Genomic DNA, 23,207 nt, shown 5'->3' with positions numbered 1-23,207 from the left:
ATTATTATTGCAAACTTCTTTAGATTGTCATTACTACCTTACTATCTGTAACAACCACGCACTCTATGTTTTCTAAGGATATAGTCCCTTATTTTTCTTTATCATGCTTTTTCTAAAATCATCTCTAATAAAAGAATATTCAATGATTCTTCCTAGAAATTTTTTAATATCTCCATTGTTAATTCTGATTTCTTTTGAATTATCTATCTCTCCCAAATATATTCTATTTTCAATGTCTAGAAGCCATGGGGCATGCTTCTTCACATATTCTATAACGTCTCTATTTTTGGCCCGACCTAATCTTCCTGCTGTCAAACTTCCATCATGATATATTTTATATTTGTGACCATTCACCTCAACATGCCTATCAATGCTTAAATGTAAAGATGCATGGCTTTTTTCAAAATCATCTATGGCTACAAAAAGAACTGTTTGTCCTTTTCTGGTTCCATAAGTCGGATCTTTTTCAAATTTTCCAACTGCAAAAATGTTAATGCTTACTATTTGGTTACTACCGTTTTGTTCCAGTATGAAGAATCGGTAAATTCCTGGAAAGTTTCCTCCACTGGCATCTCCATAACTTGTATATCTTAATCCTCCATCTTGAATGAACTTTATGCCATTAATATTCAAATCTTCTAGTCGTTCCGAATCATCTTGTAGGCAACATGCTAAGTTAATGATGAAACTATATAATTCTTGATCCGTATCTTCTCCAATGTATCCTTGCATATAAAAATCTTCGATTACTTCGTCCGTTTGTAAATCTTCAAATTTTGGTCTTTCCCATGGTACTTGCTCTATTTTAGCCAATGGAATAGAGCCTTTTTTAAGTAAGTCTTGATATTGAAGAAGCTTTTCTAATCCTTTATATTTTTTATCTTCATGATCCCATGAGCTAAATACTATGTAATTTCCATCTGTTACCGCTACCGTATCGGCAAGAACTATTTCATCATAATTAAATACTTGGCTAAACACTTTATCTGTTAATGGTACATCTTCTGCTTTACATTCGACTATTAGAACAGGCTCAACTAAGTTTGACTCCGTTACACCATAAACAACAATATCCATTCGCCCTTTTGCACCTTTTTTATATTTGCTTAATTGAACCTCTGTATCGATCATATTTAAGGGAACGCTCATTTCGTTTATCAGAAACTGAATAACTCGTTGCCTCACTATTTCTTCTGGGTTCGCTTGAATAAATTTCTGTCTAATAGGGTCCAATAGGCATTCTTGACCATTTCTTAGGTACAGTTTAGGCTTCTCATATAGGTCTTTGTCTATGTCAATAAGCATGTCTTCTTCCTCTCAGTAATCTCTATTTGGTCAGTGTTATACTAAGGCAATTATACGTAACGTGCCGTTAGTGTGCCTTCTTCGTCGTTCTATCAAATTACTCTGGCTGACTCGTTTTGATTATCTTTTTTATCGAAATGAAGAGATTTCTCTTGGCAAAATACTTTTCTAAAGAGTATGGGGCACGAGTCGGATAACCGCGAGATACAATGTTTTCTGCTACAGAAACTATTGGATCACTTTTTATATCTGCTAATGGCCTTGATGATATGACTTCAAAGCAGGAATTTGCTCTAAAGATCTATTCCCATTTAATCTCTATTTCTTCGGGACTATAGGTCATATTGTCAAACTGCTCTTTTACACAGTCTAGAATGTATCCTGCATGTAGCTGACAGTAATATTTTTTGTTGTTGCAAGTCCCGACACCTCGTTTGCTCATTCGTTTTGGGTGTTCTACTAACATAGATATGTATGTATCAAAGAAAAAAGTTTGGGTTATTCCTTTGCGAAAAACCTCACTTTCGATCTTCTCCTTAAGATCCTCGATTTAAGTTAGCTTTAACTAAGTTATCAAAGTCGATAAAGTTCCCTTCGGTATCAATGTACTTAAACTCTCGACCGATTTTAACTTCTGCTATACCATTTCTAAAGTTTTTTGCTAAATCAAAAATTGGAGCAATAACGACAACTCCATTTTTGTCAATATATCCCCAGTGTTCACCATACTCATCGGCAGTGCTTTCTACATTTTCTCCCACCTGGGCATTTGTCTTTACAGCCGCTAATCCTTCATTAAAATCTTTAAGAAAATCAAAATTCTTATATGCTTCCCTAGCACTTATTTTATTTACTGTTATAACCATTTTTCCATTTTTGTCTATGTATCCATATTCTTCATTAAAATAACCTTGTATGTAAGCGTAAGCAAGACCATCGTGAAAACTACCCGAGTTCATACCAACACGACCTCCTAAGGATAGATATTTTGCAACTGTTAATTTTTTTCCCCTTTGGTGTTAATATAAAACCTTTTACCATCTTCATTAACTAATGCTAACCCTTCGGAAAATGAACTTGCTCTTAAATATTTTGGTTGTATAACAAAGTCACCACTTTTATCAATAAAACCCCACTTATCATTAACTTCAACAAGTGCTAGGCCATCAGCAAAATTATAGGCTTTACGATATTGTAAAGGTATTACAATATCACCGTTTTTGTTTATAAAGCCATGTTTATCGCCCTGTCTCACCTTGGCTAGCCCCTCAGAAAAACCAACAATGCCATCATTAACTGTTACCGGTTTATCATACTGTGGCGTAACAATAACTTTACCACTTTCATCTATAAAGCCCCATTTGCCATCAGATTCTATTAGAGCAGTACCTTCTGAGAAATAAGCAGCATAGTCAAATTGAGGTTTAATAACAAACTCACCGTTTTTATTTATATAACCCCATTTGCCATCTATATAATAAGGAATTAAGGTGATTTTTTTTTGGTCGTGGCTTTCCTCTTTACCGATGGTTGTATCAGAACCACAGCCAACCATTAAAATAGCTAAAAGTGCAAGAAGGCTTACATATGCAAAAAATTTAAAACTATTAGCCCAAGTAGTGCGTTTTCTTTTTATTTCAGTAGATTTACATACCTTTAATCTGTTTATCTTATTAGAGAAAACTCTATTGCTACAATCTCTCAACACAAACACCTCCATCCAGTATTCAGACAGCTATGCATAATACACTTGATTGATAACAAACCGTAGAGAAATAGTTTTTTACTTTCTTTAATTATCTTTGACACCATATTCTTCATTCAACATATCAATATAATCAGTAATTTGATTGAGATAATTTAATGCTTCTTGTTTGGATGCTAAACCACGATTTATTAGGGATTGATCATTTTTAGCCAATCCTTCTGAGTGATTCGAAAAATAATTAGACATAGCATTTAAATAGTGTTGCCCTAATTCTGCTAAGTCATTTAGTCTTGGTTCCAAATGATAAGAACCCATCGCTACATAATAATCATTAATAAACCATTCATAGCCTGATGGACCATACCTTCTAATATTTAAAAACTCTATCGCTCGTTCACCATAAGCTTTTGCTTCATAAGGCTGAATATGATTTGGATTACTATTAATAAAACTTTCATAAAGCTTAATTACATCTGTTGTACCATTTATTCGAATAATGTATTGGTCTCTAGCTGAAACGTACGCGGAAATTTCTTTATCACTATAGGCGGGCATTGGATAATTGAAATTACCCATTAGAATATCATATGAATCTCCTTGCATAGCATCATCGTCATAGTAATAATCATATGGCAAAGTGTTTGAATCATCTTTAGCGGTTATTGTTTTTTCTTCTGGCAGTGTTTTATCTTCTAATTCATTTCTATTGTCACTTTCAGTGGTAATAACTCTATCCTCTTCATCATTGAATATATCTTTTTTTTCAGAGCATCCAGTTGTAATTAAAACCATGACAACAATAATAGTAAGTATCCTTATTTTTTGAGTCATACAACTTCTCCTTAATCTTTTAGACAGTGAATAGAAACAAAAATATAAAAGCTCTAAACCAATAGGAACAAGGTGAACTTTGATTATGTATATTTTACTTTATTCAACAAATATTTAGAGAATAGACGATTTTTTGCCATCATTTTTAGGCCCATGCAACTAGCTCCACCTATTTAAACGAAACTACTAGTGTAAAATATGAAGTTACCACTATTACCTTTCATCATGGCCCCCAACCCGTACTCAACTGCTCCGATGCCTGGTGATAGTTCTTCACCCATCTCTCCACACGTTCTGTCCAGTTAGGTATCTGCTCAGGATAACTCGATATAAATTCTCTGTTAGAAGCATCCCGTTGTAAAAGTTTGTTGAAGTAGACTATTTTAGGTAATCGATGGAGTTTAGTGCTATTACACTCATGGCAGGCATAAATAAGATTTTCTAAAGTAGATGTCTTTACAAAAACCCAAGGTATAAGCTCATATAAAGCATCCTCTTGTTGCGCGGATCTCTTGCATAAAAAGTATAAACCAGCCGTATGGTTGCTAGGAACAACCACAGGCTGGTTTTCTCATTCAGTGTATATAAAATTATACCATTTCCAAATAGAAAATCCTGTCGAATATTGTAAGGTTCTGAACTTTTTTATCAGATTGCATATTTTCTTTCCCCAGAGGTGAGCCGCAGAAAGCAAGCAAAGATGCCAAAAAACTAAAAGAATCAGCGCAACCGATGCGTTTAATCGGCATTCGAAATGATGAAACAAAAGAGTATCACTTCTATGTAACCAATATTCCTATAGAGTGTATAACGGCAGAAGATACAGCACAACTTTACAACGCCAGATGACTATTGAATTGGGTTATGAAAGAATTAAAGAGTTCCTATACCATCTCATCAGCAAAAGAAGAAGTCGTAGAAGCATTGGTTTACACCGCTATTCTAACGTTGATAGTAAGCCGTCAAATCCTTCAAGTGTTAAAATAACAATAACCGATACAATCAAAACGTATTACAACACTGCGATGAACGAGGATTTTTGCTGCATCAGCCCATAACATCCTTAATGCTGTATTTGTTTACCAAGGGATCAATCCCAGAGGATACAATCCGTTAACAGGTGCTTTTCTTGCCGAAGCCATCGATCCGAATGTTAACCGCAAAAGGTTATTAGATCCATGGATTATGTTTGAATAAATATATCATTTGGAATTTGCTGTCTTCTTTCTTCATATTGCCGTATGTATTTGCCAACTGTTTCTCGATGCACACCTGTTATTCTGGATATTTCTCTGTACGACTTACCTTCGTGAGTGTACATCATTAAAATCTTTTGCATCATATCTATCATGATCATTCTCCAGACCCCCACTTGATGACATAATCAATCCTCAAGTAGGTTATCATTGTTGGCCGGTTTTTCAATGACCACGCTGGCCTATTTTTAAATTATCATAAACAGTTTTTTCAATGTTATCATAAAGTTGGGTAGAGACGGGTGTTTTACTAAGGAAAAATATATTGATTTGCAATGTAGAAAAATAAAATACACTCTTCAGCCCCAAACTTTTTTGGTTTGTACTTTTTAATAAAAGATTAAAAATACCAGCGAAAAATATGCAAAAAGTAGGATTCGTCAACGCTTTTCTAGAATTTAACTTTACTTACTTTTTGAGAGGATTAAAAATATGGAGGTTTAATATTTTGAAAAAACATATTCTTGTCTTATTCTTGGGTCTTATGCTAACTATTTTTTCAATCTCTTATAGCAATGTAACGGCTATGGCTGGGCAAACCCCTTCTAATCAGCTCATCGTTAGCAAGTTCAAAATCGGTAGCACAGAGTACACCATCAACGGTGAAAAGAGGACAATGGATGTTGTTCCCTACATTGAAAATGGTCGCACTATGATGCCTGTAAGGTTTACGGCCTATGCGATGAACGTAGACGAATCGGGTATTAGACCACTTAACGATGGAAAGGGGGCCGTTATTCAGCGCTATGACAAGGCGGGAGGTCTAGAGGGTGTAAGGTTTACTGTTGGGAGCAAAATGGTAGTTTCCTCTAACATTGGTACCGAAGACCGAGTTGCACCAGAAAACAGAAACAATCGGATCTTCGTTCCCATGCGTACCGTAGCTCAAGCACTTGGGGGAGCAGCTTTCTTCAATCCTAACACTCAAGAAGTAACCATCGTCACTTGGAAAGAAATTCCTGAGAAAACCAAAAAGCCAACGCCACAACCGACTTCACTAACTATCAGTAAGCATACACATCCTGATGTTATCATGGAGAGTCCAAATGGCGGTCATATGGTAGACGTAGCCAAATATCTACAACTATGGGGTATTCCTCAAGAAAATATTCTTTACTATGTAGAACCGGCAACCCAGCAGGCAGCATTGATTGTACGTGGTTTTCATGGGGCGGAAGGTTCAACTTTCATGATTATGTACACTGGGGAGAAGTTTGTGTGGTTTGCAGGACCGGGGATGAGCCCTTCACAGGACGTACGTGAAAATAATTTTATCTATAATGGCAAAATGTTTGCCGGTACAGCAACAGCAGAGCTGATCTCAGGAGTTTTTAACAAACAGTACCACTATTCCTTTAAAAGTGGCACTTACACTCTTACTGAAAAGTAGGTAATGTGTATGAAAAAAAGAAAGATAATATTTTTAGCTTTATTGTTGTTAATTTCGTTTATCGTGTTTCCTAGCTTATGCTTTGCCGAAGGAGATCAAGATAACGACACGGGAACAGGCTCCCCCATCAACGGCCGTGAGTACCTCAACGGTTACATCCCTACATCCTTCAAGTTTGGGGATATTAACAATACCCAGTATTACCTAATGGCAGAAGCATGGGCAGATTGGTACGGAAGTTCGGATTACAATCAACTCCTTTATCTTCGGTAACAAGAAAATCTAAAAGCATAAGATACAGAAAAACCTCCCCGCAAAAAGGGAGGTTTTTTCAATGTTATCAAAAAGTTGAGTAGAGACGGGGTGTTTTACTAAGGAAAAATATACTGATTTGCAATGTAGAAAAATAAAATACACTCTTTAGCCCCGAGATTTTTTGGTTTGTACTTTTTAACAAAGGAATAAAACTACCAGCAAGAAACATGCAAAAAGTAGGATTCGTCAACGCTTTTCTAGAATTTAACTTTACTTACTTTTCGAGATGATTAAAAATATGGAGGTTTATTGTTTTGAAAAAACTTATTGTTGTCGTGCTCCTGGGTCTTATGCTAACTATTTTTTCAATCTCTTATAGCAACGTAGCGGCTATGGCTGGACAAACGCCTTCTAATCAGCTCATAGTCAGCAAGTTCAAAATCGGTAGCACAGAGTACACCATCAACGGTGAAAAGAGGACAATGGATGTTGCTCCCTACATTGAAAATGGTCGCACTATGATGCCTGTAAGGTTTACGGCCTATGCGATGAACGTAGATGAATCAGGTATTCGAGCAGACAGAGATGGACAAGGAGCTACCATTAACAGGACAGATTCTGGTGGAGGAAAAGACGGGGTTTATTTTAAGGTGGGAAGTAAAATTGTTCAGTCGGCAGGGATTTTTACCGAAGACCGAGTTGCACCAGAAAACAGAAACAATCGGATCTTCGTTCCCATGCGTACCGTAGCCCAAGCACTTGGGGGAGCGGCTTTCTTCAATCCTAACACCCAAGAAGTAACCATTGTCACTTGGAAAGATGTGCCTGCAAAAACCAAAAAGCCATCGCCGCAACCGACGTCACTAACTATCAGTAAGCATACACATCCCGATGTTATCATGGAGAGTCCAAATGGCGGTCATATGGTAGACGTAGCCAAATATATACAACTATGGGGTATCCCTCAAGAAAATATTCTTTACTATGTAGAACCAGCAACTCAACAGGCAGCCTTGATTGTACGAGGTTTTGAATGGGCGGAAGGTTCAACCTTCATGATCATGTACACTGGTGAGAAGTTTGTGTGGTGGGCAGGACGGGGATGAGCCCCGCAAGAGATACTCGTGAAAATAATTTTATTTATGATGGTAAAATGTTTTCAGGTACTGCAAGCTCTGATCTTGTAGGCTCATTATATAATGGAAGTATTTCTGTTTCTTTTAGAGATGGCACATATACGGTTACTTTTAAGTAGGTGTACAGAATGAAGAAATATTCAGTTACTGCTTTATTTATATTTTTGCTATTGCTTCTCACGTTACCAACTTTATGCTTTGCAGAGGGCGACGATGATTATGATTTAGACCTCACATCCCCCATCACCGGCCAACCCTACCTCAACGGCTACATCCCGACAATTACATCATACGGCGATAAAAACAACACCTACCATTGGGCAATAGGCGAATCGTGGATGAACTTCCACGGCGGGGCCGACTGGACCTACCGTCCTGTTTGAACACTAAAATGCAAAAAGGGCTCTGTGGCAAAAAACCCCAGAGCCCTTAATATTTCTATTCTTGCTAGCAGATTACTAGCTGTTTTTTCAGTGTATTGCTCCTTAGATATATAGCTATATGGGGAATCGCATTTTTGATGATTACCTAAACTAAATGTTTACGCAGTTAGAGACACAGCACTTGCTACATCATAGAATGCTAGCCCCAGGGTGGTCATTTTACACGAGCCTAGATGCTTCTACATTATGTATTTCTCGTTTTAAAAGATTTAGGATAAAAACGTTGCTATTTTAGCAAGGCAATCATCCACAATTTCAATCATAATTTTATCGTACTCATCTTGCTTAATTGGGTCAGATTCGATGGAACGCAGAATTCTAATTCGTCGGGCTTGCCAATCTAATGTTCGTTCTTGATCCACGAGTATCGTGCCAGTTACAGGCTCTCCACCAGGAACAGGTATGCCGTGCGTTGGCAAATCGACTTCATAGGGATAACCTTTTTTTTGATTTGTAATTGGGCAAATTACTGCGAATCCCGTTGCATCATTAAACATTTTTGGAGAAAGAACAATCGCGGCTCGCCTACCCATCTGTTCATGACCAGCCTGTGGGTTTAGATTAATTAGGACAAGATCCCCTCTTTCTGGTGTTTGCCCCATTAAATCAATTCACGTCCCTCTCTATCAGAGTCAATATAATTATGACGATTCTCAGGTGTAATTTTTGATACCAATTCTTCCAAAGAATACTTCTTGCGTCGCTTTATCGGAACCAATATTAACTCTTTATCATCAAAAACAGTCAATTCTAATTCAGTGCCTTGTTTAATTTCAATTCTATCAGCAACGTCTCTAGGAATACGAACGGCCAAGCTGTTTCCCCATTTTTGAACGGTTGTTGTTGTTGTCATCGTCTTCACTCCCTTTTTCGGATTCGATTCTTCCATGTTTAGTATACCACCCTTTCGGATTCTCGTATATACATAGTATATACGCCGTTCGTAGGCAGATTCTGATTTTTTCAAAAGAAAACGTGCAAACTGGCTTTTTTTGTTGTTTACTCCAGTTCGCACGTTTTTTGTCTGTGTCTATTTTAGTTTCTCTTCTTCTGTTAATCCTGTATTTTTAACTACTTCTAATATAGGCATCCCACCTCTACCTTCTGTTGCCCAACATGCTGAATCTTTAGCACAGGAAGCAGAAGACCATGGTCAAATCACATTGACCGGATGTAACCGGCGAAAGGGAGGACCGGAAGTGGAAGTTCAGCCGGCCCTTGTCCTACTTTTTCCTAATAGCGTATTCGCAGAGTGAGAAGGCGAAGGAGAAACAGACCTCTCATCCCCCATCACCGGCCAAGGCTTCCTCAACGGCTACATCCCCACAGTTGTAGCATTCAAAGACAAGAACGACACCTATTTGTGGGCAATGGGCGAATCGTGGGCGAACTTCCATGGCAAGGCCGACTGGGCCTACCATCCTGTTTGAACACTAAATTAAAAAAAGGGCTCTGAGGTGAAAACCCCAGAGCCCTTGATATTTCTATTCTTGCTAGCAGATTACTAGCTGTTTTTTCAGCGTATAGCTCCTTAGAGATATAGCTATTCTGTCTTTCTGCCTCCGACAAGCTTTTGATAAAGCTCAGCCTGGGCAAGCTTTCTTTTATAGGTTTCCATACTCATAATCATCATATCACCATAGCCTGCAATCGCTATAATAAAAATTGACCACCCTGACCATCAAACCTGCTAAGCAGGAGATGACGAGACAATCGCAGACAAAACAAAGGACTGATACAATTGATTCGACTTGGCTATGCTTGCTTGAATACTCAACTACCTGCTCTAAAAACATGTCGCTGGGCAACCTACCAAAGCAAAGGGATCGCTTATCTGCGGGAATTGGCATTGCACAATTTAAGCACCACTTTGACCATGATTCGCTGGAATATAGAAAGAGATATCTTGGTCTTTCGCATGTCTTCTGATCTCATTCCCTTTGCTTCTAAGCGAGAACTCACTTGGAGCTGGTATGAGGAAGAAAGGCTTTTACAGCTTACAGAAGCAATCCGCAAGGAAGTGCTTGACTCCGGTATGCGCTTGTCCATGCATCCAGGCCAGTATACAATCTTAAATTCTCCTAGAAGTACTGTCGTTGAAGATGCCATAGCTGACTTGTCCTACCATGCTACCTTGCTTAAATTGTGTGGTGGCACTGACATGATCATTCATCTTGGAGGTGTTTATGGAGACAAAAAAGCTTCTATGGACCGCTTTGTAGAAAGGGCCAAGAAGCTTTCTCCAGAGATACTCTCTTATCTTCGTATTGAAAATGATGACAAGGTATATACGGCAGAAGATGTCCTGTTGATTTCCAAAAGAACAGGTATCCCTGTTGTTGTCGATTTGCACCACGAACACTGCAATCCTTCATCGGTAGCTCTGGAAAAGCTTTTGCCGGACCTATTGGCAACCTGGGGAACAAAAAGACCAAAAATACATATAAGTTCTGGTCGTGACCATAACAGGGATCGAAAACATGCTGACTTCATTACGTTAGAAGATTGGCAAGAAGTCCTGACTTTGTTCGCTAATGTAGATGTCGATGTTATGATTGAAGCAAAAGAAAAAGAGCAGGCTCTTTTGCGGCTACGGTCGCAGTAAGCTTGTCTATGCCGTTGTGATAATGTATCTCATCGATAATCTAGCAAACTCTAGTATCATTGCAAACTTCTTTAGATTGTCATAACTACCTTACTATCTGTCATAGCACCACTATCTATCATATCTTTTTATAAAACAAACAGCCAAAGCTGATGATTTACTTGGCTGTCAACGAGCTCTATTTTTTAGTAAATGCATCAGAGTATTTACTGTACTTTTCGATAAGTTCTTTTTTCTTACTCGGCTTCTTAAGATAATCGGACAGTTTTTTAGCTACTTCTCCTTTTAGTTCAGGAGGACTTTTCTTGGAAACTGCCATTGAAATCGCCTCCTTATCCCCAATAAACCCTAAATGCCTTCATATTCCCACTAAAGTCAACCTCATAGTCTTTCCGTTGATGAGAGCCTACATTAATGAACTCGATTTGCTTCCTGAAAGCATGTTCTTTGCCACCAATTCCATAGTAAGTAAATATATGATCTCCCATCTCTACTCGAAGATCAATGTCATCAACGGCATTCTGGAAATAACTGTTTTGGCTGCACCTGTGTCTATAACCATATTGTCAATCAACGTGATCCTACCTCTATAAATAATCTCCAATGATGTAAACAGTAGCCTATCGCGCTGGAGTTGTCTCGTCAACTCCAGCTTGGCAGGTTAGATGGTCAGGGTGGTAAACTTTTTTCTAGCGTTTTTTCTTCTAATGGTCAATTTTTATTATAGCGATTGCAGCCAATTTCCTGAGGCAGTTTCGTATATGTATATATTTTTTCTGGTTTCTTATCATTAAGTAGTTCTATAGCTTCCTTTAGTTCAGGTCTTAACTCCCAGACGTAGTAGTCTCGATTCTCTTCTCCCCAAAAAGGAATGTGCAAATATCGGATTGCACCCTCTTCCCTTTTAGGATAGTCAATGTTGGGGAGTTTCTTGATTATTCTTTTAGCCAATATCCCCACTATAACATTTTACCTTGTTATTTCCTGTTGCTCATTCATTCAAAAAAAGAAAGACCACCCCATAAAAGGTGGTCTCCGAATCAGCTTCAAGCTCTTCTTTTGAGTAGTCGCTTAATCGTTTGCTTAAGTCATCCCAATATCTTTCGTAAATTGAGCGAAGATTTATAGTCATAATTTTCCACCCCCTCTTCCTATTTAATCTTATTACAACCACTTATTTTCTATACACCATATCGTAAAGTTTACGACAAAACCATTTGCATGTGCTTTTTTTACATAATCTTTTTTAGGGCAATAAAAGTCATGTAGTGTACTAATAATTAAGAAGTAAAAAGAAAGTACTTTCCCCATCAATTCAGATGATACCTAAAAGATAATAAAGAAAGCATACGGAGCTATAAATTTCTATGTTGTGTTAATCACCACTAGGCAGAACGTAGGGTGCAGGAAAAAAAGCGAGAAAAATGAAGAGTACATAGAGGAGCACCTGAGGAGCTAGTTAATCCTACTTTTATTAGAAAGGGGGAAAATTTTATGAGTAAAAAAATTAAACGTAGGGGCTTATCTCTTTTACTGGCGATAGCTTTACTATTGACAACATCATTTACAATCACTAACACTGCTTACGCAACAGCAATGCATTTAGAATCAGACGCACCACCCTATGACTTTCTAATGGAAAGGGTAATAAGGAATGCTGACGGAAGTATCGAGATGGAAGTACCAACTCACGTTATAGTACCTGCGGTAACAGCATGGTCTGAAGATGGAGACTCGTATTGGCAAGAATATTTACGATTGGTTGAAATACTGGAAAAAGCAGAGTATTTAGAAGAGCCAATACTCAATACACTTCCAGCACACATTCCGAGATGGCAAGGCTTCCCATTCTACAGGCATTTCTATGAAAGCTGGGAATCGCCAAGTGGAGTAGTAATCGAAAACCATGATGATCCTATCGTCACGCATATTACACTAAGAAGTGGCGAGCTGTTTCAAACATTTAGTCAATGGCACCTAGATGTATTATCTGATAAGATGTCATCTAACAATGCAGTAACAGATGCACAGACTATAGTTTCATACGTCCCTGATCGCCACTACTTGCTAACTAATCTGGTATACAACGTGGACAATAAACGCAAAGATCCATTCTCCCCAACAATCGAAGAAGTTGAATATAGCTACTGGATGAAGTTACAGAAATTGATGTGGGAAGAGGGTTTTGCTAAAAATGAACTATATGACTATTTTACAGTAGTGCTCGCGGTACACGTTATTGAAGGCGAGGAATTCACAGGAAGTCATTATTGGTATGAGCATGATGGAGAAAAGGAATATGAGTTCGAACACCCTTAGACCGATTTCAGGGAGGATTTTCCTCCCTTACTTTTTTTATTGTGGTTTGTTCTGACGGTAAAGAAAAACAGGTATACCTGCTTACTTTGGTATACCTACGCAACAAAAAAGAAGCCCTGCACAATAAGTAGGGCTTCTATCATTCAGTCCTAAGTATAGCTATTTGTCACTAGTATACTTTTTTTAGATCGTTAATAATTCAGCGATTACTTTGTCAGCCTTATTCTCTTGCATTGAAAATTGCACTGTAACTACATCTTCGTCTTCCTACTGTAAGAATCGGAAAAATGATTCGTATCCCCAGAAAAACTTTTTACAATTAACTTTTAGGCATGAAAACAGCCAAAATATTGTTTTCATTTTGTTATCAGAAAAGATTTTCTCGCCTTTCGTGATAAAACAAAAGGGTTAGACGCAAGACGTCTAACCCCTGATATTATTATATGTATGGCGGAGAGACAGGGATTCGAACCCTGGAGACGGGGTTACCGCCTACTCGATTTCGAGTCGAGCGCCTTCGACCAGCTCAGCCATCTCTCCATTATAAGCAAAAAATAACCTTAAAACCTAGCCCTTACTTCTTCCTACCACGCTTCTCTCGCAAATCGCGAAAAAAAGTCTGCATCAACTCTCGCACTTCATCTTCTCGCACACCGGAAGTAACTTCTACACGATGATTCGTCCAGGGGCTTTCGAGAATGTTGAAGCAAGTACCACCTGCGCCACCCTTAGGATCCATAACAGCAAAAACAACTCTTGATATGCGAGCCAAAACTATAGCTCCGGCACACATAGGGCAAGGTTCAACTGTTACATAGAGCGTACTACCTGTCAGTCGCCACTTCTTAAGCCTAGTAGCGCCATCTTGGATAGCCAGAATCTCCGCGTGAGCTACAGGGTTAAGATCAGTCTCCCTAAGATTATGACCACGACCGATTACCTGACCATCTTGCACAAGTATAGCACCAATAGGAACTTCACCTTTGGACTGTGCTATCTTTCCTTCTTCAATGGCTAGGCCCATAAACTTATAATCGTCAGTGATATAATCCATAATTCGACTTCCTCAAGCTCCGAGCATCCTATGACACCCTATTAGAAGATCTAGTAAAAAATATGGCGCGCCCGGAGAGATTCGAACTCCCGACCTGCTGATTCGTAGTCAGTTACTCTATCCAGCTGAGCTACGGGCGCATTATTATTGCTAAGAGCCTAAGAATATGGCTCAATCGCAAAAGCTAGTATAGCAAAAAGAATGGTATAAGTCAATTAGTGAAAATTTGGCATCTTAGCAAATGTTATCTTTTTTTTGCAGGGATACTGTTCAAAAAAAGCGAAAAGTAAATATAATGTTTCTAATAGACCTTTTTGCAATAGTGTGGAAATTTTTTTTACTGCAGGTGATCTTTATGTCCTACAAAGCACCCTCACTTTACTCGAGTGATGATTTCCAAACTAATGCGTCACGTTTGAGCAGTTTAATTGAAAACCTCCAATCTGCCGTTTTAGTAGAAGATGAACACCGAAAAATATCCCTTGTAAATCAAGCTTTTTGCGATATTTTTCGTATTTCTGTCCCGCCCGAGCAATTAATAGGCTTTGATTGTGCCCAAGCAATTGAGTTTGTGAAAGATCTGCTTATCGATGCTACTGCTTTTTCTAAGCGGATCGAAGAGTTGTTGTTGAATCAGAAAACTGTTACCTGTGAGGAACTCTATTTTCTGGACGGTAGAATTTTAGAAAGAGATTATATACCTGTTTTTGTTCAGAATGATTATAGAGGCCACATGTGGCAGTATCGGGATGTAACAGCACAAAAAAAAGAAGAAAAGGAATTACTTCAATCTCGCAGTCGCTGGAAACTGCTCTATAACATCTCTAAAAACTTGAGTAGCCAGACCTCGGAAAAGGAAGTCATCGATCATGTCTTAGAGCATCTCCATAATGCTTTTCCTGACTTTCGAGTATCTTACTCAACAATTGACGAATCAGGAATATTAAGAGTCATAAAATCGTTTCCCCCACCTAATATGATTAACCTCGAAGGCTTACATGCTGATTTGAAAAAAGCTACAGCATATTTGGAAGCTCTTCGTCAATGTATGCCTCTTTATATTGATGATATCACTCAAGATGAACGCATGAACCCTCTAAGAGAGCAAATGAAAGCCGGACAGACGCGAGCTCTTTTAGATGCACCTATGATCTACTCTAAAAACTTGCTAGGCTTAGTCTGTTTTGATGCACCCAAACCTTATAAATGGACAGAGCATGAAGTTGAAACTCTAAAAGCTGTAACAGATATGCTAACGCTTGCTATTAACGATATTAGACGGGAGCAGACACGCAGGCGCAGTAAAGATGAATTATTGCGAGCCAAGGAAGCCGCCGAAGTAGCTAATGAAGCCAAAAGTCATTTTCTAGCTAATATGAGCCATGAGATTCGAACGCCTTTAAATGGTATTGTGGGCATGACTGATTTGCTGTTAACTACTTCTTTGCAAGCTGAGCAACAAGTCTATGTAGATACAATTCGTGACTCTGCCCATGTTCTCTTAAACGTCATCAAAGACATCCTCGACTTTTCCAAAATGGAAGCAGGTGTGCTTCAGTTAGAAAGCCATGCTTTTGCTCTTCCCATGCCCTTGATCCAGGTTGTAAAAATTTTAGATAGCTCTGCTGTCCAAAAAGGTATTGCTTTGCGTACAGAGTATGATCAAGAGGCCCATATTGTTGTTGAAGGCGATGCCGCTCGCTTGAGCCAGATCTTACTCAATCTTGTGGGTAATGCTGTTAAGTTCACTAACCAGGGAGCTGTAACTACTACACTATCCATCGAGAAAATAAATTCCAAAGAAGTACTTGCTCGTTTTGAAGTTATTGATACAGGTATAGGTATTGCAGAGGAATCGAAGGAGCGTCTCTTTAAGCCTTTCAGTCAAGTCGACAGTACCAACTCACGAAAGTTTGAAGGCACTGGTCTTGGTTTATCTATTGTGCAAAGATTAGTTGAACTAATGGGCGGTACTATTGGCTTTGAAAGCAGAGTGGGCAAAGGTTCTTGCTTCTGGGTTGCTATTCCTTTTCTCTGTTCTGACCAAAAAGCTTGCACTTCTTCTTCATTACAATTGGTAATAAACCCCTTGCCTATGACTCAATCAGAAGTACGCAAAAATGCTTCAATTTTATTGGTAGAAGATAATGCCGTAAATCAGCTAGTTATCCTTTCTCAATTGAAAAAACTAGGCTATCTGAATGTCCAGCTAGTAAATAACGGCTTAGAAGCTATAAAAGCTTTACAGTCTAATCATTTTTCTATTATTCTTATGGATTGTCAAATGCCTGAAATGGACGGTTTTACTGCCTCTAAAGTCATTCGCGCAAGAGAAATAAAAGATAGAAAAAGTATTCCCATCATTGCTTTAACAGCGCTAGCTATGCCTGGCGACCGCGAAAAATGTCTTCAAGCTGGCATGGATGATTATCTAAGCAAGCCTGTAAGTCTACAGAAGTTACAAGAAATGCTTTCTAAGTGGTTAACAATCGACTATCCAACAGAGCATTTTGCTAAAGAATCCTAGTGTGTAAAAGAAAAGTTATACTTCAATAATATAAAGGAAAGATAAAAGGTCGCAAAAAAGCCTCGCAAGAACTTGCGAGGCTTACATTGTTTTAGATGGCGCGCCCGGAGAGATTCGAACTCCCGACCTGCTGATTCGTAGTCAGTTACTCTATCCAGCTGAGCTACGGGCGCATTGTGAAAATTTGTTCTGTCTTTTTCAACGACAAATGTTATTATAGCTTACTTTGCTCTTAATTGCAACTATAAAAATGCTATAGATTCATGGTAATTGAAGCAACTAATGGGCAAGAGAAGGAGTGTAGCTACTCCTTCTCGCCCCTTAGCGAACGGCGTCATTACAACCCCATTATATAACAGCAACTGCAAGAATCTTGTTACTATCTTATCTAATTCTAATTCAGATCTCTTTGCCAATTCTCGCTTCTAACTCTTTAACAATCTTTTCTGCCTCTGCTACTATTTCCGGCGCACTATCAAAAAGCGGAATGCCCTTCAAGTCTGCATCGATAGCTTTAGGTGAATAGGGGATAAAGCCAAGAACAGGAATATCACCTAAAGCTTCCTTAATAATATTGCGATCTTCTTCCCGAGCTTTGCTTGCTACAGCATAGACTTCTTTTACTCCTAGATCTTCTGCTAGTTTGACTACTGTTTTGGCTGTCGCAAAGCTTCTCTGACCTGGTTCAACTACGACGATAAAAGCTTCTACACCGCGAGCTGTTCCTCGTCCTAGATGTTCTAGCCCTGCTTCCATATCTACTACTAAAGTATCTTCATCTTCTAAGACTAGATGGCTTAGCAATGTGCGTAGAAAATTGCTTTCCGGGCAGACACAACCAGAACCGCCACTTACAATTGCTCCCATCTGCAAAAGCTTAATGCCTCGTTCCGTTGTTACATAATTTTCAGGAATGTCTTCAACCGTAGGATTTAGGCTAAACCATTGTCCAGAACTGCCTGGTTCAGCGCCTGTTCTTTCTTTGATTAGCGCCTTGTCCTGCGCAATTGTTCTTGTACCGGCTAAAGCTTGAGGGCTAAAGCCCAAAGCCATGCCTAGGTTCGCATCAGGATCGGCATCAACTGCTAGTACTTTGCGACCATCTCTGGCAAAAAGATGACAGAGCAGGGATGCTACTGTCGTTTTTCCTACGCCACCTTTGCCAGAGATGGCAATTTTTAAGCCTTTTTTGCCCATCTTCTCAACCACCTTAAAGCTTCCAGATCCTTATTCAGTCCTTAGATCCCTAAGGCCGCTCGCTTGCTATCGATGCGCTCGAGCAGAAGTTGCGCTCCTTTGACTGGATCAGTTTCGTAGATTAGTTTTCCTCCAAATACTTTTTCCGCTGTAACGCCTTCTGATACCTTGTCACCGCAAAGCATTTCTGTAACTACAGAAGAACCAGATACCTGAGGGCTTACGCCTACATGAACGTCAACACCATGGGCAATGAAGAAAGTTCCGATTGAAAGTGCTTTGGGGCTGTGGGTCTCGGGACAGCTACCTACTACTGGTAGGCTACGAATAGGCAGGCCTAATTTGTTAGCTATTGCTGTTAATAAGTCAGCTGGGCGAGAGTTATCGACACAGCTTCCCATGTGTAAAACTGGTGGTAAGCTCGGTAAGCCTGCCGCTTGTCCAATGCCTTCTAAGACTTGGCGCAATTCTTCTCCACAATAAGCTAAACCTTGAGGATTCATCAAATTATGTTTAGCTAGTGAGTGAGCGGCACAGCCTGTAGCTACAACGAGGACATTGTTTTTTAGCAATTCTTTGGCTACTGTTACGTTGCCAATATCCTGCTTTTCCTTCGGGTTAGTACAACCGACAATAGCGGCGACGCCACGGATTTTGCCGCTTGTAATTGCTTCGATGAGTGGTTGTAGTGGATCTTCTTGATTGATAAGAGCTAAGGCTTCTACTACTTGTTCTGTTGAAAAGCCTGCGTAAGCTTCTACTGTTTCCTGGGGGATAGCTATTTTGGCTGGATCTCTTTTGGTGAAGTTGCCAATAGCTTTGCGCACGATTGCTTGCGCCGCTTCATCAGCATCTTCAGGATGGAATTCTATATGGCTAGCTCCAGGAATTTTTACATAGGGCAAGGTTGTAATAATATCGGTGTGATAACATTCTGCTACTGCTTGAATGCCAGGCATGACGCATTGAATATCGACAACCATTGCTTCTAAGACGCCTGAAACAATTACTAGCTCTTGACTGGAAAAGCTAGAAGCGACAGAGACGCCCTGGCGCATGAGCAGTTCGTTACCGGTACAACAAACTCCCACAATATTAATTCCTTTTGCTCCTACTTCTTTGGCTTCGCTGTTTAGCTTGCGCGCCCATTCTACTACTTTTTCTGAAAGCATGGGAACGTGACCGTGAACAGCAATGTTGATCATATCTTCTTTCAGTACACCCATGGCGTACTGAGCTTTGACAGCTTTCGGAGTGCCAAAAAGAATATCTTGTAAGTCTGTAGAGAGGTGCAAGCCAGCATAACCATCGACTAGCCCCATGGTGATTCCGCCTAAGACGAGGTTGAGGGGATCGGCATCACAGCCCATGGCAGAACGAGCTACTGATTTGGAGATTTCTAAGTGGGCATTGACAGGAGTGACGCCTAGTTCATTCCAAGTCGCTAAGGAGTCTTTGTGGGCTCTTAGCTCTACCCAGTTCATGATTCCTTTTTGCTTGGAGAAGTCTTCTAAGGCTTTGAGTGCTACTTCTTTGGCAATTTCCTTAGGTTCTTTGTTTGTGATATCGATTTTTAGATCTTGTGCTACTTTGAGTAACTTGCCTTGGTCTTTTATCTCGTAGGGTGCTGTTCCTTCTGCCGCTTCTAATAGTGTTAAGGCTACTTCTCGACCGTGTTCCGCGTGACCAGCAGCACCTTCTGTGAGATGGCTGAGAAAATTCCGAGCTACAATAGTGTGTACGTCAGCACCACAGATACCACGTTGCGGACCTTTGCCATTCGGTGCAATGCGACAAGGTCCTTCTAAACAGTGACGACAGCAGACGCCTGTAGAGCCAAAACCACAGGTAGACATCTGATCGGCTCTGTCAAAAGCTGTGTCCACTCCTTCTCGGCGTGCTTTTTCTAGTAACTCTTGTACGCCCTGATCGATCGATACGTCTTGAATGTCACGCAATTTAGACATTTCAAAGCCCTCCCTTATTTATGATAAACTCAATAACATTTATTTGTCTGAAAATTTACCATAAATAGAGGCTTTTTTATGTCAGCAAGCCGACGTTGTGAATACTATTACTTATTCTATCTTTGTGGTAAGGTGCTTTAATTGCTCAAGGTCTTTTATTAATACCTTGCCTTTGCCGTGATGAAGGAGACCTTCTTTTTGTAGACTGTTAAAAAGAAGACTTACTGTTTGACGTGTTGTTCCTATTAATGAAGCTATTTCTTCGTGTGTTAAGTCGAAAGACACTTCTATGCCTTCTAAGGTTTGGACACCTTTTCGTTCGCCTTCGTTGATTAGAAATTTTAATAGACGAGTCTGTACATCTCGAAAAGCCAGATCCTCAATTATATTAAAAGCATTTTTGAGGGAGTCTCCAAGGACAGATAGAAGTACTAGAGAAAAAGCGGGCACTTCCATCAATAGCTTGCGAAAGGCTTTTCTAGGGATTAAAGCAACTTCTGTATCTTCTAGAGCTAATCCGAAGGCGCGCGTATGGCCGCTGTAGATATCTCCTTGCTCTAAGATGGTAAGGGTAAATTCTTTGCCGTTAGGGTAACTGAGGTAGACGCGAAGGCGACCTTGTAAGATAAGATAGATTAAGTCATTTTCATTATCTGGGGAGAAGAGAACTTCTTTTTTGCTTACCTTTTGGCGATTCCACTGCTTCAGGTACTTTGTCAGAATCTCTTCTGGCAGTTGCTCAAATAGAGGTAAGCTATGCATTTTCGTTACTGACTGCTCTTTTTTCTCATCTTTTTTTTCTTCTTTTTTCTCATATTTTGCTTCTTTGCCCATCTTCATCACCTCTTGGTACGTACCTAGTTTAGCTTTTATTTTCTGTAGTCTATAACTTTTACGAAAAAAATAAAAGAACCCTAGCTAGCTAAGCTGATTCTTTAGCTTAGCTAGCTAGGGTTCTTTTCATGGTTTTTTATTAATTTATCTTCAATTAATTATAGGACGACTCTTGCACTTGAAGGCATAAGCTGGTTGTAATGACATAGTGAGCGAACAGCCATGAAGCCCTTAGCGAACGGCGTCATTACAACCCTATTGCCATTATATAACTGCAAGACTCCTGTTAATTAAAGCAAGGCTCATTTCCTCTTGTATCTGTTGACTTGCTAAAAGCAAGGGCAGAAGAGGGCAAAAGAGCAAGTATATCACTGCGTCGCAGTGGCCTTTTTATCTCTTCGCTTGCCTCTCTAACCTGCAGTAGTAGAAGATCAAGCTCTCTTTCTGACACTTTGATTCCTTCTTCGGCGAGGACTGACTCTAAAGCTTTGCGACCGCTATATTTACCTAGGGCGATGCGATGACGGCGTCCTACTTTTTCCGGTGGATAGCTTTCGTAATTAGCTCGATCTTTTTGAAAACCATCAACGTGAATAGAAGAGGAATGGGTAAAGGCATAGCGTCCAATGACTGGTTTGTGATAGGCAATGGGACGACGAGTTATTTTGCTGACTAGCCTACAAAGCGAAGGTAGCTTTTCAAAGTTGATGCCACAATCGATGTGACAGCTTTGAGCTAATGCAATAGCCACTTCTTCAAGAGGAGCGTTGCCTGTTCGCTCGCCAAGACCACAGAGTGTTACGCTTGCCGCTACAGCGCCACCTTGTATAGCGGCGACGGAGTTAGCTGTTGCCATGCCTAGATCGTTATGCCCGTGTATTTCTAGAGGTATGGCTATTTCCTTAGCTAGTTGTGAGAAGATTTTATAAGTTCCTATCGGTTCTAAGATGCCTAGGGTATCGGCAAAGCGTAGGCGATCTACTTTTAACCGTTCTGCTTCTTTTCCAATGGCTAGCAGATGATCAAGGTCGGCTCGACTAGCATCTTCTAGACCTACTGTTACATAAAGTCCTCTAGCTTTAGCCCAGTAGATGGCTTGCCCTAGCTTCTCAAGTGCCCACTCTCTGGATTGACAGAGCTTGCGAGCAATTTGTTGATCTGAAGCAGGGATGGAAATAGCTACAGCCGTTACGCCACTGCGCAAACTTGCTTCTAGATCACTGATTACAGAGCGATTCCAGGTAGACACTCGTAGAGGGAGGTTCAATTTTACAAGTGCTTTGATAGATTCTACTTCTTCAGGTCCCATCGCCGGGATGCCTACTTCAATTTCTTGAGCACCCACTTCGGCTAGAGCTCTGGCGATAATTTCTTTTTCTTTTCTGCGAAAGGCAACACCTGCGGCTTGATCGCCATCACGTAGTGTTGTATCCATTAAAGCAATCTTATTATTATTAAGGCGATGCACCGCCTTCACCTCCACTCTTAGATAAGTCCTATGGCATCGGCTCTACACTGGCGACAGTGCGCAATTTGCGGTAAAATTGCTGACACTTTGTGACGATGTTTGGTCATTTCCAGCACCGACGGTGGTTCTAAGTCGGCAAAAATTCCTTGATTAATGAGGGGCATTAAGTTAAGTACGGCCGCTCCTAGACTTTTTACTTTTAATGCAATTTCCTCTATTTGTCCGTCATTGATACCAGGTATGACAACGGTATTTACTTTGACGAGCAAGCCTAATTTGGAGGCTTCTTCGATGCCTTGTAGTTGCTTTTCGATGAGCAGACCTGCTCCTTCTTGACCTGTTAATTTCTTACCTTGCCAGAAGACGTAAGGGTAGATTTGCTCTCCCGTTTCAGCACGCAAGCTGTTAAGCGTTACTGTTATATGGCTAATGCCGATTTCTTTTAGTTCTTCTACTTTTTCTGATAGCAAGAGGCCATTAGAACTAACACAGAGCATCATATGGGGATATTTTTCTTTTACTAGCCGCAGAGTCTCATAAGTATGGGGATTAGCTAAAGGCTCTCCGGGCCCTGCAATACCTACCACGGCTAGAGCATCTCCGAGAGGACCAGATAGTGCTTTTTCTACACGCCAAAGCGCTTGTTCTGGATTGATAACTCGGCTCGTTACACCTGGTCTAGATTCATTGGCACAGTCGAACTTGCGTACACAGTAACCACAGGAAATATTACAACCCGGTGCTACTGGTAAGTGGATTCGACCTGTTTTTCCATGCCCCTGAGGGGAAAAACAGGGATGATTCTCTAAGGATTGATTTTTTTTCGAATCACAGGATCCACCTTGACATCCCATGTTTTTCACCTCTCTTTCTAGTCAAATCTATAAATTAAATCTGTAATTTTTTAGGTAG

General features: G+C 39.9%; 26 protein-coding genes and 3 tRNA genes. 9 read left to right on the top strand and 20 right to left on the bottom strand.

Going from position 1 to position 23,207, the window contains the following annotated elements:
* Positions 1 to 72: 72 nt before the first annotated feature.
* From F9B85_RS06435 to F9B85_RS06415, 5 genes are all read right to left on the bottom strand, one after another.
* Complete coding sequence (locus F9B85_RS06435; protein ID WP_151619565.1) at positions 73 to 1,305, bottom strand: type I restriction enzyme HsdR N-terminal domain-containing protein; 1,233 nt, start codon at positions 1,303 to 1,305, stop codon at positions 73 to 75.
* A gap of 536 nt (positions 1,306 to 1,841) precedes the next feature.
* Complete coding sequence (locus tag F9B85_RS06430) at positions 1,842 to 2,264, bottom strand: WG repeat-containing protein (protein WP_151619564.1); 423 nt, start codon at positions 2,262 to 2,264, stop codon at positions 1,842 to 1,844.
* 38 nt (positions 2,265 to 2,302) lie between these two features.
* Positions 2,303 to 3,010 (bottom strand): WG repeat-containing protein, encoded by a 708-nt coding sequence (locus F9B85_RS06425; protein WP_170270259.1) that lies wholly within the window; start codon positions 3,008 to 3,010, stop codon positions 2,303 to 2,305.
* An 87-nt stretch (positions 3,011 to 3,097) separates the two neighbouring features.
* Positions 3,098 to 3,844 (bottom strand): hypothetical protein, encoded by a 747-nt coding sequence (locus F9B85_RS06420; RefSeq protein ID WP_151619562.1) that lies wholly within the window; start codon positions 3,842 to 3,844, stop codon positions 3,098 to 3,100.
* 1,183 nt (positions 3,845 to 5,027) lie between these two features.
* Positions 5,028 to 5,201 (bottom strand): helix-turn-helix domain-containing protein, encoded by a 174-nt coding sequence (locus F9B85_RS06415; RefSeq protein ID WP_151619561.1) that lies wholly within the window; start codon positions 5,199 to 5,201, stop codon positions 5,028 to 5,030.
* 347 nt (positions 5,202 to 5,548) lie between these two features.
* On the opposite strand from F9B85_RS06415, the gene F9B85_RS06410 reads away from it, so the two are divergent.
* From F9B85_RS06410 to F9B85_RS06395, 5 genes are all read left to right on the top strand, one after another.
* Positions 5,549 to 6,490, top strand: a complete 942-nt coding sequence (locus F9B85_RS06410) for a copper amine oxidase N-terminal domain-containing protein (RefSeq protein WP_170270257.1) — start codon at positions 5,549 to 5,551, stop codon at positions 6,488 to 6,490.
* 9 nt (positions 6,491 to 6,499) lie between these two features.
* Positions 6,500 to 6,763: a hypothetical protein gene (locus F9B85_RS06405; protein ID WP_151619559.1), complete on the top strand. Its 264-nt coding sequence runs from the start codon at positions 6,500 to 6,502 to the stop codon at positions 6,761 to 6,763.
* Positions 6,764 to 7,059: 296 nt separating this feature from the next.
* Complete coding sequence (locus F9B85_RS06400) at positions 7,060 to 7,851, top strand: copper amine oxidase N-terminal domain-containing protein (RefSeq protein WP_151619558.1); 792 nt, start codon at positions 7,060 to 7,062, stop codon at positions 7,849 to 7,851.
* On the top strand, positions 7,848 to 8,000 hold the full coding sequence (locus tag F9B85_RS14365; RefSeq protein ID WP_170270255.1) for a hypothetical protein: 153 nt from the start codon (positions 7,848 to 7,850) through the stop codon (positions 7,998 to 8,000). Before F9B85_RS06400 ends, F9B85_RS14365 begins: the two co-directional genes overlap by 4 nt.
* Before the next feature lie 9 nt (positions 8,001 to 8,009).
* Positions 8,010 to 8,264 carry a hypothetical protein gene (locus F9B85_RS06395; protein ID WP_151619557.1) on the top strand — a complete coding sequence of 85 codons (255 nt, stop codon included), beginning with the start codon at positions 8,010 to 8,012 and terminating at the stop codon, positions 8,262 to 8,264.
* A gap of 269 nt (positions 8,265 to 8,533) precedes the next feature.
* On the opposite strand, the gene F9B85_RS06390 is transcribed toward F9B85_RS06395, so the two are convergent.
* The 3 genes from F9B85_RS06390 to F9B85_RS14360 all read right to left on the bottom strand — a co-directional run bounded on the left by F9B85_RS06390 (position 8,534) and on the right by F9B85_RS14360 (position 9,745).
* Positions 8,534 to 8,926 carry a type II toxin-antitoxin system PemK/MazF family toxin gene (locus F9B85_RS06390; protein ID WP_151619556.1) on the bottom strand — a complete coding sequence of 131 codons (393 nt, stop codon included), beginning with the start codon at positions 8,924 to 8,926 and terminating at the stop codon, positions 8,534 to 8,536.
* Positions 8,926 to 9,213 carry an AbrB/MazE/SpoVT family DNA-binding domain-containing protein gene (locus tag F9B85_RS06385; protein WP_243138098.1) on the bottom strand — a complete coding sequence of 96 codons (288 nt, stop codon included), beginning with the start codon at positions 9,211 to 9,213 and terminating at the stop codon, positions 8,926 to 8,928. Before F9B85_RS06385 ends, F9B85_RS06390 begins: the two co-directional genes overlap by 1 nt.
* Positions 9,214 to 9,604: 391 nt before the next feature.
* Entirely contained in the window at positions 9,605 to 9,745 is a 141-nt protein-coding gene (locus F9B85_RS14360; protein WP_170270253.1) for a hypothetical protein, read from the bottom strand.
* Between the two features lie 320 nt (positions 9,746 to 10,065).
* Between F9B85_RS14360 and uvsE the strand changes: the two genes are divergently transcribed.
* Positions 10,066 to 10,929, top strand: a complete 864-nt coding sequence (gene uvsE, locus F9B85_RS06375) for a UV DNA damage repair endonuclease UvsE (protein WP_170270252.1) — start codon at positions 10,066 to 10,068, stop codon at positions 10,927 to 10,929.
* A gap of 178 nt (positions 10,930 to 11,107) precedes the next feature.
* On the opposite strand, the gene F9B85_RS14355 is transcribed toward uvsE, so the two are convergent.
* Positions 11,108 to 11,248 carry a hypothetical protein gene (locus F9B85_RS14355; protein WP_170270250.1) on the bottom strand — a complete coding sequence of 47 codons (141 nt, stop codon included), beginning with the start codon at positions 11,246 to 11,248 and terminating at the stop codon, positions 11,108 to 11,110.
* Here F9B85_RS14355 and F9B85_RS14350 point away from each other — a divergent pair.
* On the top strand, positions 11,235 to 11,522 hold the full coding sequence (locus F9B85_RS14350) for a hypothetical protein (protein WP_170270248.1): 288 nt from the start codon (positions 11,235 to 11,237) through the stop codon (positions 11,520 to 11,522). The two genes, F9B85_RS14355 and F9B85_RS14350, sit on opposite strands and share 14 nt — an antisense overlap.
* 118 nt (positions 11,523 to 11,640) lie before the next feature.
* Here F9B85_RS14350 and F9B85_RS14345 read toward each other — a convergent pair whose 3' ends face one another.
* Positions 11,641 to 11,808 (bottom strand): hypothetical protein, encoded by a 168-nt coding sequence (locus F9B85_RS14345; protein WP_170270246.1) that lies wholly within the window; start codon positions 11,806 to 11,808, stop codon positions 11,641 to 11,643.
* Between the two features lie 112 nt (positions 11,809 to 11,920).
* Positions 11,921 to 12,061: a hypothetical protein gene (locus F9B85_RS14340; protein ID WP_170270244.1), complete on the bottom strand. Its 141-nt coding sequence runs from the start codon at positions 12,059 to 12,061 to the stop codon at positions 11,921 to 11,923.
* Positions 12,062 to 12,423: 362 nt separating this feature from the next.
* On the opposite strand from F9B85_RS14340, the gene F9B85_RS06365 reads away from it, so the two are divergent.
* Positions 12,424 to 13,248: a hypothetical protein gene (locus F9B85_RS06365; RefSeq protein WP_151619554.1), complete on the top strand. Its 825-nt coding sequence runs from the start codon at positions 12,424 to 12,426 to the stop codon at positions 13,246 to 13,248.
* A gap of 448 nt (positions 13,249 to 13,696) precedes the next feature.
* Here the strand turns inward: F9B85_RS06365 and F9B85_RS06360 are convergent.
* The 3 genes from F9B85_RS06360 to F9B85_RS06350 form a co-directional block, all read right to left on the bottom strand.
* A tRNA-Ser gene (locus F9B85_RS06360) sits at positions 13,697 to 13,788 on the bottom strand.
* Between the two features lie 34 nt (positions 13,789 to 13,822).
* Positions 13,823 to 14,302 carry a tRNA adenosine(34) deaminase TadA gene (gene tadA, locus F9B85_RS06355; RefSeq protein ID WP_207707061.1) on the bottom strand — a complete coding sequence of 160 codons (480 nt, stop codon included), beginning with the start codon at positions 14,300 to 14,302 and terminating at the stop codon, positions 13,823 to 13,825.
* Positions 14,303 to 14,365: 63 nt separating this feature from the next.
* A tRNA-Arg gene (locus tag F9B85_RS06350) sits at positions 14,366 to 14,442 on the bottom strand.
* 215 nt (positions 14,443 to 14,657) lie between these two features.
* Here F9B85_RS06350 and F9B85_RS06345 point away from each other — a divergent pair.
* Complete coding sequence (locus F9B85_RS06345) at positions 14,658 to 16,829, top strand: ATP-binding protein (protein ID WP_170270242.1); 2,172 nt, start codon at positions 14,658 to 14,660, stop codon at positions 16,827 to 16,829.
* Positions 16,830 to 16,925: 96 nt separating this feature from the next.
* On the opposite strand, the gene F9B85_RS06340 is transcribed toward F9B85_RS06345, so the two are convergent.
* The 6 genes from F9B85_RS06340 to F9B85_RS06315 form a co-directional block, all read right to left on the bottom strand.
* Positions 16,926 to 17,002, bottom strand: a tRNA-Arg gene (locus tag F9B85_RS06340).
* Positions 17,003 to 17,228: 226 nt separating this feature from the next.
* The gene (locus F9B85_RS06335) at positions 17,229 to 18,026 is read right to left on the bottom strand and encodes an ATP-binding protein (protein ID WP_151619552.1); all 798 of its coding nucleotides are present in this window, start codon (positions 18,024 to 18,026) and stop codon (positions 17,229 to 17,231) included.
* A 41-nt stretch (positions 18,027 to 18,067) separates the two neighbouring features.
* A complete protein-coding gene (gene cooS / locus F9B85_RS06330; RefSeq protein WP_151619551.1) occupies positions 18,068 to 19,993 on the bottom strand; it encodes an anaerobic carbon-monoxide dehydrogenase catalytic subunit in 1,926 nt (641 codons plus the stop codon).
* Positions 19,994 to 20,104: 111 nt separating this feature from the next.
* Complete coding sequence (locus tag F9B85_RS06325; RefSeq protein ID WP_207707060.1) at positions 20,105 to 20,827, bottom strand: Crp/Fnr family transcriptional regulator; 723 nt, start codon at positions 20,825 to 20,827, stop codon at positions 20,105 to 20,107.
* Positions 20,828 to 21,113: 286 nt separating this feature from the next.
* On the bottom strand, positions 21,114 to 22,295 hold the full coding sequence (locus tag F9B85_RS06320; protein WP_243138097.1) for a homocitrate synthase/isopropylmalate synthase family protein: 1,182 nt from the start codon (positions 22,293 to 22,295) through the stop codon (positions 21,114 to 21,116).
* A gap of 17 nt (positions 22,296 to 22,312) precedes the next feature.
* Positions 22,313 to 23,149 carry a radical SAM protein gene (locus F9B85_RS06315; RefSeq protein WP_151619550.1) on the bottom strand — a complete coding sequence of 279 codons (837 nt, stop codon included), beginning with the start codon at positions 23,147 to 23,149 and terminating at the stop codon, positions 22,313 to 22,315.
* Positions 23,150 to 23,207 lie beyond the last annotated feature (58 nt).

Source organism: Heliorestis acidaminivorans, assembly GCF_008933955.1.
Lineage (GTDB): Bacteria > Bacillota > Desulfitobacteriia > Heliobacteriales > Heliobacteriaceae > Heliorestis > Heliorestis acidaminivorans.
Note: the sequence above shows the minus strand (reverse complement) of the source record. Positions and strands in the feature narration are given on the sequence as shown.